10 protein-coding genes are annotated in these 11,880 nt (G+C 69.5%); 4 read left to right on the top strand and 6 right to left on the bottom strand.

Features of this window, described 5'->3' with window-relative positions; all coding sequences use genetic code 11:
* Window positions 1-70: 70 nt before the first annotated feature.
* Window positions 71-1,033, bottom strand: coding sequence for an alpha/beta fold hydrolase (locus tag ACQ7JA_RS06530; protein ID WP_430895750.1), 963 nt, complete (start codon window positions 1,031-1,033; stop codon window positions 71-73).
* A gap of 153 nt (window positions 1,034-1,186) precedes the next feature.
* Between ACQ7JA_RS06530 and ACQ7JA_RS06525 the strand changes: the two genes are divergently transcribed.
* A complete protein-coding gene (locus ACQ7JA_RS06525) occupies window positions 1,187-4,159 on the top strand; it encodes an ATP-binding protein (RefSeq protein ID WP_430895748.1) in 2,973 nt (990 codons plus the stop codon).
* A gap of 67 nt (window positions 4,160-4,226) precedes the next feature.
* Here the strand turns inward: ACQ7JA_RS06525 and ACQ7JA_RS06520 are convergent, their stop codons facing one another.
* From ACQ7JA_RS06520 to ACQ7JA_RS06500, 5 genes are all read right to left on the bottom strand, one after another.
* A complete protein-coding gene (locus ACQ7JA_RS06520) occupies window positions 4,227-5,912 on the bottom strand; it encodes a hypothetical protein (RefSeq protein WP_430895746.1) in 1,686 nt (561 codons plus the stop codon).
* A complete protein-coding gene (locus ACQ7JA_RS06515) occupies window positions 5,909-7,333 on the bottom strand; it encodes a glycosyltransferase family 2 protein (protein WP_430895744.1) in 1,425 nt (474 codons plus the stop codon). The genes ACQ7JA_RS06520 and ACQ7JA_RS06515 overlap by 4 nt, the downstream gene beginning before the upstream one ends.
* Window positions 7,330-8,367 carry a HEAT repeat domain-containing protein gene (locus ACQ7JA_RS06510; protein ID WP_430895742.1) on the bottom strand — a complete coding sequence of 346 codons (1,038 nt, stop codon included), beginning with the start codon at window positions 8,365-8,367 and terminating at the stop codon, window positions 7,330-7,332. The genes ACQ7JA_RS06515 and ACQ7JA_RS06510 overlap by 4 nt, the downstream gene beginning before the upstream one ends.
* Before the next feature lie 31 nt (window positions 8,368-8,398).
* Window positions 8,399-8,797: a response regulator transcription factor gene (locus ACQ7JA_RS06505; protein WP_430895740.1), complete on the bottom strand. Its 399-nt coding sequence runs from the start codon at window positions 8,795-8,797 to the stop codon at window positions 8,399-8,401.
* A 92-nt stretch (window positions 8,798-8,889) separates the two neighbouring features.
* Window positions 8,890-9,108: a DUF3820 family protein gene (locus ACQ7JA_RS06500; RefSeq protein WP_430895738.1), complete on the bottom strand. Its 219-nt coding sequence runs from the start codon at window positions 9,106-9,108 to the stop codon at window positions 8,890-8,892.
* Between the two features lie 63 nt (window positions 9,109-9,171).
* Between ACQ7JA_RS06500 and ACQ7JA_RS06495 the strand changes: the two genes are divergently transcribed.
* The 3 genes from ACQ7JA_RS06495 (at window position 9,172) to ACQ7JA_RS06485 (ending at window position 11,733) form a co-directional block, all read left to right on the top strand.
* Entirely contained in the window at window positions 9,172-9,591 is a 420-nt protein-coding gene (locus tag ACQ7JA_RS06495) for a DUF1810 domain-containing protein (RefSeq protein WP_430895736.1), read from the top strand.
* Between the two features lie 133 nt (window positions 9,592-9,724).
* A complete protein-coding gene (locus ACQ7JA_RS06490) occupies window positions 9,725-11,167 on the top strand; it encodes an NYN domain-containing protein (RefSeq protein ID WP_430895734.1) in 1,443 nt (480 codons plus the stop codon).
* Between the two features lie 125 nt (window positions 11,168-11,292).
* Complete coding sequence (locus ACQ7JA_RS06485) at window positions 11,293-11,733, top strand: hypothetical protein (RefSeq protein WP_430895732.1); 441 nt, start codon at window positions 11,293-11,295, stop codon at window positions 11,731-11,733.
* Window positions 11,734-11,880 lie beyond the last annotated feature (147 nt).

Here is an 11,880-nt window from a genome sequence, read left to right as displayed (position 1 = left end):
GTCGGCGGTGGCGGTGGCGGAAATGGCTGAACGATAGCCGATTTTCCGCGCAGCCGCCATGGCCCTGCGTCTACTGCTTCGCCAGCGTCGGCACGAAGCCGGCGAGCGCCTTGTCCACTTCCTGCGGCTGCTCGAGCATCGAGAAGTGCCGGCCTGCTACCTGTACCACCTGCTGCCGCGGGAAGCGGAAGCTCCTGTAGTGCTCGACGCCGACCACATGGTCCTCGCGGCCGGCGACGACCAGCACCGGCATGGTCAGGGCCGCGGTGGCGGGCGCCATGTCTTCCAGGTAGGGCGCGATCGCGCCGCTGGAGAACAGGGTGGCGGCGAAATCGCGGTTGGCGGCCAGGCCTTTCATGGCCGCGCCGACGCGCGCTTCCAGCGCCGGGTCGCCGTACATCAGCCTGCCCGTCTGCTTCGTCTGGCCCAGCATGGCCATCACCATGCCGAAACGCTGGGGCAGGGGCGCGGCCGGATCCATCGGCGGGCGCGCGTTCGCCGGCAGCAGGGTATAGCCGTGGCTGGCGGTGCTTTCCATCGAGGCCGGCAGGCTCAGGATGCTGTTCATCAGCACCATGCCGGCGACCCGGTGCGGATGTTTGCGGGCATAGGCGGTAGCGATGATGCCGCCGAACGAGTGCGGCATCAGGACCCATTTGTCGATCTTCAGGTTCGACCGCAGCTCCTCCATGTCCTGCACCACGCGCTCGAGCGCATAGTTCTTCTGCGGGTCGCCGGCCGAGCGTCCGCTGCCGCGCTGGTCGAGCCAGATCATGCGGAAGTGCTTGCCGAGCATCTCGCCCGCCAGCGTCTCGACCACTTCGCTGCCCGCGCCGGGTCCGCCATGCACGAAGAGGCAGGGGATGCCCTGGCCCGACTGGGTATAGGCGAGGGCGACGCCGTCGCTCGTCGTGACGCTGTTCACCTGCCTGGCGGGCGTGGCGTCGACGGCGGCCGTGGCGGGCGCCTGAGCGAAGACGGGAGCAGCGGCAAGGCAGAGCGCGAGGGCGGCAAGTGCTGGGATGGGCGACATGGTATCCGGCTGGGTGGTTGTGGTAGCCCATGATAGTGCGGGTTACCGATAAAAAGATACCGTGCAGTGCACAAGTGGCCAGTCCGGCATCGTCCGGCGGCGCAAGATGGTATCGTTCTGCCTCGCATCCAGCCAGGCCGACCCCGATCAGACATGCCAGAACCAGAACGACCTCATTCCGACACCGGCTGCCCGCGTTTCGCCCTGGGAGGCGGCGACATGGGCGCCTTGCTGCGCGCCTTCGACTGGGCGGCCACGCCGCTGGGTGCGCTCGAGACCTGGCCGCAATCGCTGCGTACCGCCACCAGCATGATGCTGGGCGCCCGCCACCCCATGTACGTCGCCTGGGGACCGGACCTGCTGCTCCTCTATAACGACGGCTACCGCCAGATCCTGGGAGCCAAGACCTTCGACGTGCCCGCGGTGCTGGGCCAGCCCTTTCACATCGTGTGGGCCGAGGTCTGGCACGAGGTCGGGCCCATGCTGGATGCGACGATGCGCGGGGAATCGATCTTTGCCGAGGACCAGCGCTTCACCCTCACGCGCAACGGCTTTCCCGAAGAGGTCTATGCCAGTTTCTCGACCAGCCCGATCCGCGGCGAAACCGGGGACATCGCCGGCGTGCTGTGCGTCTGCAGCGAGACCACCGGCAAGGTCCGGTCGCAGCAGGAGCGCGACCGGGCCATGGATGCGGTGGCGACCAGCGTCGGGAAGCTGCATATCGCGACCGACAGCGCGGGGCTCGGCATGTTCGACTACGAGCCGGCCACGGGCGCGATCCAATGCGACGCGCGCGCGCGCGGCCATTTCGGCATCGGGCCGGGCGCAGTCTCGGCCGACATGGTCGTGGCGGCCCTGCATCCGGACGACCGCGAGCGGGTCGTGGCGGAGGCGCGGGCCCTGCTGGCCACGCCCATCCGCGGGGACGGCGGCCATTCAGAATTTCAGTCCGAATACCGGACCGTGGGTCTGGCCGACGGCCGCCAGCGCTGGATCGCCACACGCGGCCGCCTGATGCACGACAGCGCCGGCCAGGCGCTGCGCCTGATCGGTTCGAGCCAGGACATCACCCACCGCAAGGAGAGCGAGGCGTCGACGCGTTCGATGGCGCTCGAGGCGATAGCGGCCGCGCGCGAGAACGCCAAATTCCATACCTTCTTCGAGCAGGGCAGCCACTTCGCCGGCCTGATGGCGCCGGACGGCAGGCTGCTCGAGGTGAACCGCATTGCCGTGGAAGGCTGCGGCTTCGTGCGCGAGCAGCAGGTCGGGCTACCTTTCCACGAGGGCGGCTGGTGGAAACCTTCGGCGGAGTTGTCAGGACAAATTCGCCAGGCGGTCGAGGACGCGGCCCGCGGCCGGACCTTCCGCGCTGAAGTGCCGTTTTTCGTGGCGAGCGGCGCCAGGCGTTTTGCCGACCTGGTCATCGCGCCGGTCTGCGACCAGCGTGGCGAGCTGCTCTTCATTGCCGCTACCGGCATCGACATCACCGAACGGCGCCACGTCGAAGCGCGCCTGCGCCTGCTCGACGCGATCGGCGAGGCCACGCGCGAGTCCGCCGACCCGAAAGCGATCATGGAGCACAGCACCCGGCTGCTCGGCGAGTACTTGGGCGTGACCCGGGTCGCCTATGCCGACCTGGAGCCCGACAACGACCGCTTCACCATCCGCCACGACTGGCGGGTGGATGGCGCGCTGAGCACGGTGGGCGTGTATTCACTCGACCTGTTTGGCTCGCGCGCTACCTCGGTGCTGCGTGTCGGGAAGACACTCGCCATCGATGACGTCGACCGCGAACTGGCGCCGGGCGATGGCTTCGAGATGTTCAACCAGATCGGCATCAAGGCCATCATCTGCTGCCCGCTGGTAAGACAGGGCCGCCTGATGGCCATGATGGCCGTGCACCAGCGCCATCCGCGCGCCTGGACCCAGGACGAGATTGCACTGGTGGAGGCCGTGGTCGATCGCTGCTGGGCCCACATCGAGCGGGTGCGCTCCACCGAAGCCCTGGTGGAGGCGGACCGGCGCAAGTCGGAATTCCTCGCCACCCTCGCGCACGAACTGCGCAACCCGCTGGCGCCGATCCGCAGCGCGCTCGAACTGCTGCGCATGGGCGGCGCCAATCCGGCCCTGATGGAAAAACTCCGCACCACGATGGAGCGCCAGGTCGGCCACATGGTCCACCTGATCAACGACCTGCTCGACATCGCGCGCATCTCGAGCGGCAAGGTGGTGCTCAAGATCGAGCGCCTTGACCTGCAATCCGTCGTCGGCAGCGCGGTCGAGACCAGCATGCCGGCCATCGAGGCGGCCCGTCACGTGCTGGACATCGCCGTGCCGGAGCAGCCGGTCTGGATCGACGCCGATGCGGTGCGCCTGAGCCAGGTGCTGAGCAACCTGCTGTCGAACGCGGCCAAGTACACGCCGCCGCACGGCCGCATCACGATGCGCGCCCAGACCGAGGGCCTTGAAGCAGTCATCACCGTCGGCGACACCGGCATCGGCATCGCGCAGGAATCCCTCGATAGCGTGTTCGAGATGTTTTCGCAGGCGTCGCACAGCATCGGCATCTCCAAGGGCGGCCTCGGCATCGGCCTCGCCCTGGTGCGTCACCTGGTGGGGCTGCATGGCGGCAGCGTGCGCGCGTCCAGCCAGGGCGCGGGGCAGGGCAGCACGTTCACCGTCCGGCTGCCGCTTGCCGCAACACCGGCACCGCACTGGCAGCCGGCGCCCGCCATCCAGGCCGCACCGGCGCAGCGGGCGCTGCGGGTGCTGGTCGCGGACGACAACGTGGACGCAGCCGACACCCTGGCCCACCTGCTGCGTGCGAAGGGCCACGAGGTGCGCCTGGCCTACGATGGGGAAGAAGCGGTGCAGGCCGGCGCCGCCTTCCAGCCGGACCTGGCCTTCCTCGACATCGGCATGCCGAAGATGGACGGCTGCGAGGCGGCCCGAGCGCTGCGCACCCTGCCCGGCCTGGACAGGCTGCGCCTGGCCGCCCTGACGGGATGGGGCGCGCAGGAAGACCGGGCCCGGACCCGGGACGCAGGCTTCGACCACCACCTGCTCAAGCCGGCCTCGCCGGAACAGGTGGACGAAGTGCTGGCCAGAGCGATCGAGGGCAGCTGAGGCCGCTCGTGCACGGCAATGTCCCCGAAGCCCGGCCAGGCACTGAAATTCACCCCGAAGTTCGCAGCTAGCGCCACTCGTGGAGGGCGATGCCGCCGAAGCCGGGCCAGGCGCTGAAGTCCGCCTCCAGGCGCGGCAGCAGGGTGCGTAGCGCGTCCTTGTTCTTGTGGAAGGTGGTGCTGGAGCCGTCGATGTGGCGGGCTCCGGCGAGCTTGTAGGCTTGCGCTCCCGGCAGGGCGAGCGGCTTGCGCAGCAGGGCGAGCACCTGCTGGCCTTCGATTGCAAGCAGCAGCATGTCGCCGGCTTCGTCCTTGCCGGCGCGCCGGTAGCGGCGCTGGGTTTCCTCGGGCAGCGGTCCGGCCTCCAGCGCGATGCGCACGCGCTTGCCGTGGTTTGCCGCCCAGTCGAGGAAGGGCACGGCGAATTCGACGATCTGCTGCGGCTCGGTGCGGTAGTCCATCACCGAGAGCGCATCGGCGTGCCTGGCCAGGCTGTCGAGCAGCGCGCGCCGGTCGTCCCACCAGAAGGGCACGACGAATTCCAGCGGCATGGCGCCGACCGCTTCGCGCAGCGCGGCCGCCGTGGCCAGGTATTCCGTCTCCAGGCGGGCGGCCGGGAGCACGTGTTCGGGCAGCAGGTAGGGCTCGATGTCGAACTGGATGCCGGCCAGGCGCGCGGCCGGTTCCGCCTTCGCGTTGTAGTCGGCATAGGCGCGCGCCCGCGCGGCGGTGGCGGCGCGCTGGGACGGCAAGGCCATGTGCGGGTCGCCCTCGACGGCGCTGATGGCGACGCCGCGTTCGCGCGCGCGGCGGATGAAGGCGCCGAGGGGCTGCGGCTCCTTGACCCTGCCGTCTTCCAGCGTCACCACGATGAAGAGTTCTTTCATGCCCTCGCGCGCGGCCCAGTCGAGCAGGGCGTCGCCGCGCTCGCGCCATTCGCTGCGGTCCCAGATCCAGGTCGAGCGCAGCGCCACTTGCTTCTGCGCCTGCGGTTCCAATGTGAGCGCGTCCAGGTCCAGCGTGGCCTGCGTTCCCGGGCAGGCCAGCACGAAGTGGCGCCAGCTCCCGCGGTCAAGGCGCTCGGGCAGGGTTAAGCGCGCATCGGCCGGCCCGGTCGACGCGCCGAGCTGCCCCATGTCGAGCGCCGATTCGCGCGCCGCTTGGGCCGCGTCCGCGACCTGCCAGGCGAAGGCGCCGCTGCCGGAGTAGCTGGCGCGCAGCGCCGCGCGGGCGCGCGGCAGGTACCAGGGGCCCGTGAGCAGCACACCGGCCGGGCGGCTGCCGGCGCGGCAATCGATACGCAGCCGGCCGTTCTCCAGCCTGGCCTGCACCCGCTCCTCCACGCCGTAGCTGCGCACCGTCATCCCGGCCAGCAGGTTGGCGCGCACGGGCATCGGGCCTGGCGCCGGCGCGCCGCCGCCGGGGGATACATCGGGCAGCAGCGTCTGTTCGCTGACCGCGAAGCGGCCGTCCTTCTCGGCGCCCTGCAGCAGGATGGTGGTGGCGGGGCGGGCCGAACGGCCCAGCACCTGCAGGGTCTCGACCTGGGCCGCACCCAGGCCAAGCGTGCGGCAGCCGGGCAGGGACCGTGCGTCATTGACGACGAAGCGCAGCTCGGTCCCGTCCGGCCCGGAGGCGCCGGCGGAGACGCCGCCCTTCGGCGCCGCATCGACGGGGCACAGGTGCAGGAAGGCGGCGTGGGCGGATGTGCTCATGAAGACGAGGGGGGGAAGGAGCAGGAGCAGGGCTTTCATTTTCCGGCTTCGCTCCACGTGCCCTTGCGCCGCATCGCGCCCCAGGCCGACTCCTTCTGCATCGCCCAGCGGTACAGGCCGGTCAGGCGCCACACGGCATTGAGCTGGCGGTAGCCGAAGTTCTCGAGGATCACCACCAGGCCCAGCATCAGGAGCTGCTTGCCGCGCGGGTAGATGTGGAAGGACATCTCTTCCAGCAGCAGGCCGGAGGCCGACAGCAGGATGCCCAGGCCGATCGCCACGAAGAGGAAGGCGCCGAAGGCTTGCCAGGAGATCAGGCCGGTGAAGAAGGCCCACAGCATGAAGGCGTAGCCGCCGAGTTCCACCAGGGGGCCGAGCCACTCGAACAGCAGCATGAAGGGGAAGGCGACCCAGCCCGGCACGCCGCCATTGCGCGAAAACACCAGGCCCCAGTTGGCGTTCAGGCTCTCGGCCAGGCCGCGCTGCCAGCGCACGCGCTGGTTCTTGAGCGTCCGGTAGTCTTCCGGCGCCTCGGTCCAGCACACCGGATCGGGCACGAACTCGATGCGGTAGGGCTGCTTCTTCGCGCGCAGCAGGCGGTGCATGCGCACCACCAGCTCCATGTCCTCGCCGATGGTGTCGCGGCGGTAGCCGCCCGCCATCACCACGGCGTCCTTGCGGAACACGCCGAAGGCGCCCGAGATGATCAGCATGCCGTTCATGGCCGACCAGCCCAGGCGGCCGAACAGGAAGGCGCGCAGGTACTCGACCACCTGGAACAGGGCCCAGATGTTACGCGGCAGCCCGACCTTGGTGAGGAAACCGCCGCTGACCTGGCAGCCGTTGGCGACCCGCACGGTGCCGCCGGCGGCCACCACGGTCGGGTCGCGCAGGAAGGGTTCGGTGACCTTGGCCAGGCTGTCGCGCTGCAGAATCGAGTCGGCATCGACCCCGCACACCAGCGGATAGCGCGAGACGTTGATGGCGGCGTTCAGGGCGTCGGCCTTGCCGCCGTTGTCCTTGTCGATCACGCGCACGTTCGGGTAGCGGGTCGAGCGGTAGACCTGGCGCACCTCGGCGGTCGGGATCTGGCGGCGGTAGGCTTCGGGGAAGGGCAGCAGGCCGAACTCGCGCCCCAGCACCTCCATGGTGCCGTCTTTCGAGCCGTCGTTGACGACCACGATCTCGAATTCCGCGTAGCTGAGCTGCAGCATCGAGCGGATCGAGGCGGCGATGGTCGCTTCCTCGTTATAGGCCGGCACCAGGATGCTGACCGGCGGCTCCAGGCCCGAGTAGGCGCGCGGCAGGTCGGCCATGAACAGCTCCTGCCCCTTGATGCGCAGGGTGCGCAGGGCGATCGCGTTGAGCATCAGGTAGCCGCCGTTGAGCGCGATGAAGTAGCAGAACACGAACCAGGTCGTGAAGTCCACCAGCAACTGGCCCCAGTTGGTGTGAGTCATTCGGCCTCCTCGGCCAGTACCTGGTCCAGCATGTCCAGGGCGAAGCGGTCGGTCAGCGAAGCGCGTACTTCTTCCAGGTCGGCGCGCGAGAGCAGGGGCAGTTCGCGCAGGGCCTGGGCGGCGCGGTAGCGCACCCACCATTGCGGGTCGGCGAGCAATGCGGTCAGGCGCGCCGCGTCCTCGCGCTCGCCGATGCGGCCCAGGGCGCGCGCGGCCTGCACGCGCACCTGCCAGTCCTCGTGGGCGACCAGGCGGCGCACGTCCTCGATGCTGTCCGGCGCGATGACGCCGCGCAGGGCGGCCACCACGACGGCGGGCGAGTTGCTGCGCAGGGCCCCGGCCAGGGCGCCGCCCGGAAGCGGAACGCGCAGCGATTCGGCGATGCGCAGGGCGCGTGGCAGGCGTTCCTCGGAGAGCTGCGGCAGCAGCCGCGCCAGCACCAGCGCCACCGGCCCGGCCGCCTGCTGCAGGATGCCGGCCACGTGCGACAGGGCCCAGTCCTCGCGTTCGACGAAGAGCGGCGTCAGGTAGTCGGCTGCGGCCTGCGGATCGACCCGCACCAGGGCCCAGAGCGCGGTCAGCGAGAGCGCGCTGTCGCCGATGCGCGCCAGCGGCAGCAGCTGGTCCCAGGCCGCGCGGTCGCGCAGGTGGCCCAGCACCAGGGCCGCGAGCAGGCGCTCGTCGCGCGCCCCGCGTGCGAGCATGGTACGGGCCAAGGTGTCCACGCCAAGCCGGCGGGCGACCCGGTTCAGGCTCTCCGCGGCATCGCCGCGCAGCGAACCTTGCAGGTGGGCCCAGAGGTGCAGGAAGGGCAGGCGCTCGCGCGCGGCGAGTTGCGGCAGCGCCGGCTCCTCGCCGACGATGGCCTGGTTCAGCAGCGGCCGCCATTTGGCCACGGCGCCGGCGGCCAGCCGTTCGCGCCGGCGCAGGGCGACGCGCAGCTGGACGATCTGCAGGGCGAGCAGGAGCGTCAGGACCAGGGCGATGGTGCCGGTCCAGACCGCGACCGTGACGAAGGAGGTGCTGGCGCCCATCAGTCCCGGCGCAGGAAGGAGGCGCGTGCGCTCATGGCCCGGTCTTGAGGAAGCGGCGCACGCGCGCCAGCAGTTCGTTCGGCTGGAAGGGCTTGATGACGAAGTCGTTGGCGCCGGCGTCGAGTGCGCGCACGGTGTCGCGCTCGGTGTTCTTCGCGGTCAGCATCAGGATCGGCACCCCGGCCCAGTCGCTGCGCTCGCGCGCCAGGCGCACGAGCTCGAAGCCGTCGACGTAGGGCAGCATGACGTCGAGCAGCACCAGGTCGGGACGGACCTGGTCGGCGGCGAAATGTTCGCTCGCGGCGCGGCCGTCGGCGAGGTGCACGACCTGGTAGCCCTGGCGCTCGAGCATGAAGCGCAGGACCTGGGCGATGTGCTCGTCATCCTCGACGACCAGCACGAGTGGTGTGGCGGAAGTTTGGTTTTCCATCGCGTGGCGCGGTAGTCTGCGATGCCCCTAGTATAGACGCAAGGGCAGGGGGGCGGGGCGAACTGTTGCCCTAGGGTAGCGTCAAGCCCTGTTCAGCGCCCGCGCAGCGGGTCGAGCAGGCCGCGCAGGGCGTTGTGGTCGAGCTCGTACATCCGGGCGAGCAGCTGGCCCAGCTCGCCGCGCGGGAAGCCTTCGCGGGCGAACCAGGCCAGGTAGTGGCCGGGCAGCTCGGCGATCTTCTGTCCTTTGTATTTGCCATATGGCATTTCGCGGACGAGCAGCAGGGCGAGGGGAGCGGTATTCGTATCCATGCGTAGCGCACTTTAACAGACAGGAAGGGCGTTGTAGCATCCTCGCGAGAGGAGGACGATACGATGGAAACCGATTTCGACCTGGAGCGCTTCGTCCAGGCGCAGGCGCCGGTCTATGCCACGGTGCTCAAGGAGCTGCGCGCCGGGCACAAGCGCACGCACTGGATGTGGTTCATCTTTCCGCAGCTCGATGGCCTGGGACGCAGCGAGATGGCGCGGCGCTACGCCATCCGCTCGGGCGACGAGGCGGCCGCCTACCTGGCCCACCCGGTGCTGGGCCCGCGCCTGCGCGAATGCGCCACCATCGTGGACAGCCTCGACGGACGTACGGTGAACCAGATCTTCGGCCACCCGGACGACCTGAAATTCCGTTCCTCGATGACCCTGTTCGCCGACGTGGCGCCGGACGAGGCGGTGTTCCAGGACTGCATCGACAAGTACTTCGGCGGCGAGCCGGACGACGAGACCCTGGCCCGGCTGTGAGCCGGGAGACCAGCGGCGTTCTCGTGGCCGCCGCCCATGCGGCCCGCATGGCGCACCGGAGGGGAAGCAAAGCGGAGCGGGTTGCGTATAATCCGGTTCAGTTTTCCCTTTCACCAACAGAAACAATTCATTCATGGCTTCTTCCGACAACATCAGCATGGCGGTGTTCTGCGACTTCGAAAACGTCGCGCTCGGCGTACGCGACGCCAACTACGAAAAATTCGACATCCGCCCGGTGCTGGAGCGCCTGCTGCTCAAGGGCAGCATCGTCGTCAAGAAGGCGTATTGCGACTGGGACCGCTATAAAGGCTTCAAGGCCGCCATGCACGAGGCGAACTTCGAAATGATCGAGATCCCGCACGTGCGCCAGTCCGGCAAGAATTCGGCCGACATCCGCCTGGTGGTCGACGCGCTCGACCTGTGCTACACCAAGTCCCACGTCGACACCTTCGTGATCGTCTCGGGCGACTCCGACTTCTCGCCCCTGGTCTCCAAGCTGCGCGAGAACGCCAAGAAGGTGATCGGCGTCGGCGTCAAGCAGTCGACCTCGGACCTCTTGGTGGCCAACTGCGACGAATTCATCTTCTACGATGACCTGGTGCGCGAGAAGAACCGCGCCGCCGCCAAGCGCAAGGAAGAATCCGAAGCGAGGAAGAGCCAGGGGCAGGGGCAGGCAGGCGGACGCCGCCCGGCCGGCGACGACAAGCGCAAGGAAGAACTGGAAGCGCGCAAGGCGCAGGCCCTCGAGATGGTCGTCGAGACCTTCGATGCGCTGGTGCTCGAGCGCGGCGATACCGGCAAGATCTGGGCTTCGCTGCTGAAGGACACCCTGAAGCGCCGCCGTCCGGACTTCAACGAGACCTATTTCGGCTTCCGCACCTTCGGCAACCTGCTCGAGGAAGCGCAGGCGCGCGGCCTCTTCGAATTCGGCCGCGACGAGAAATCCGGCACCTATGTCTACCGCAGCGCCAACGCACCGGTCATGATGCCGGCGCCGGAAATGGTGGTGGTGCCCGAGGCGCCGATCGAGGAAGCCGGGACGCAGGCGGAGAGCGTTGACGCGCCCGCAGCCGAAGCGCCTGCCGGCGAGGGCCGTCCGGAGCGCGGCCGCCGCGGCCGTGGCGGGCGCAAGCAGGGTGGCCGTGGCGAAGCGGCCCAGGCCGAGCCGGTGCAGGGCCTGCCGGAACTGATCGAGGAAGTGCCGCCGGCGCCTGCCGCCGAGCCGCAGGCAGCGCAAGCACCGGCTGCTCTCGAGGTGGCGCCGGACGCCGCCGCGGAGGAGCCGGCCCCGGCGCCCGCGAAGGAACGCCGCCGCGCGCCGCGCAAGCCGGCCGCGAAGAAGGCGGCAGCGGCCAGCGAGGCGCCGGTGGCCGCCGAGCCGGTTCCGGACGTGGCGGCGGTGGAAGCGCCGGCCGATGCCCAGCTTGAGGTGGCGCCGGCAGAAGCGGACGACGGGACGGACGACAAGCCGGCCCGCAAGAAGCAGGCCCGTCCGGCCCACAAGGCGCCGGCCCGCAAGGCGGCGCCGCGCAGCCGCCGTCCGGCCAAGCCGAAGACCACGCCCGAGCAGAGCTGAGCAGGGCAGGGACACCGCGCGTGCGCCGGTAGCCTGGCGGCGATGCCATAATGGCATCGTCCGCCCCGGGTGCGGACCGGCGGAGCGTCCGCTCCGCACGAAGCGCCTGTCGCGAGGAGCCAGCCATGCGTGTGCCTGCCGCCGTCGTTTCCGCCACCGTCGCCCTGTGCGCGGCGCTGGGCCTGCCCAACCCGGCCTTGGCGGCGCCGCCGGCTGACCATCCCATTCTCGGCATCTGGAAACTCAGCCTGCCCGACCTCGGCTGCCATGAAACCTACCGCTTCCGCGCGGACGGCACCACCCTCGTCACCAGCGCCGAAGAAGTCTCGGAAAGCGAATACCGCATTCCCGACAAGCCCAGCGCCAGGGGCTTTTACCGGCTCGACGACCGCATCGTCAAGGACAACGGCAAGAAGGACTGCGCCGGCGCCATCATGAAGCCCGGCACCACGGCCACCAATTTCATCCGCTTCCACCCTTCGAACGCGATCTTCCTGATGTGCGCGGACGAGACCATGAACGCCTGCATCGGGCCCTTCGAGCGGGTAAAGGGCGAGGAAGCTTGAGCGGTGCAAGTAGGGTGCACGGCTTTGCCGTGCGCGCGTCCAGCTCCGGCATGCTTGGCCACAGCGCATCCGAGAGTTGAACGCGCGGTCGGCGGAGCGTGTTCCAGTCCACTGGACTGGAACACCCCTACGAAGGCATAACCAATA

The sequence above is a fragment of the Massilia sp. BKSP1R2A-1 genome, assembly GCF_050586525.1.
In the GTDB taxonomy this organism is placed as follows: domain Bacteria; phylum Pseudomonadota; class Gammaproteobacteria; order Burkholderiales; family Burkholderiaceae_D; genus Telluria.
This window is presented reverse-complemented; position numbering and strand designations above follow the sequence as displayed.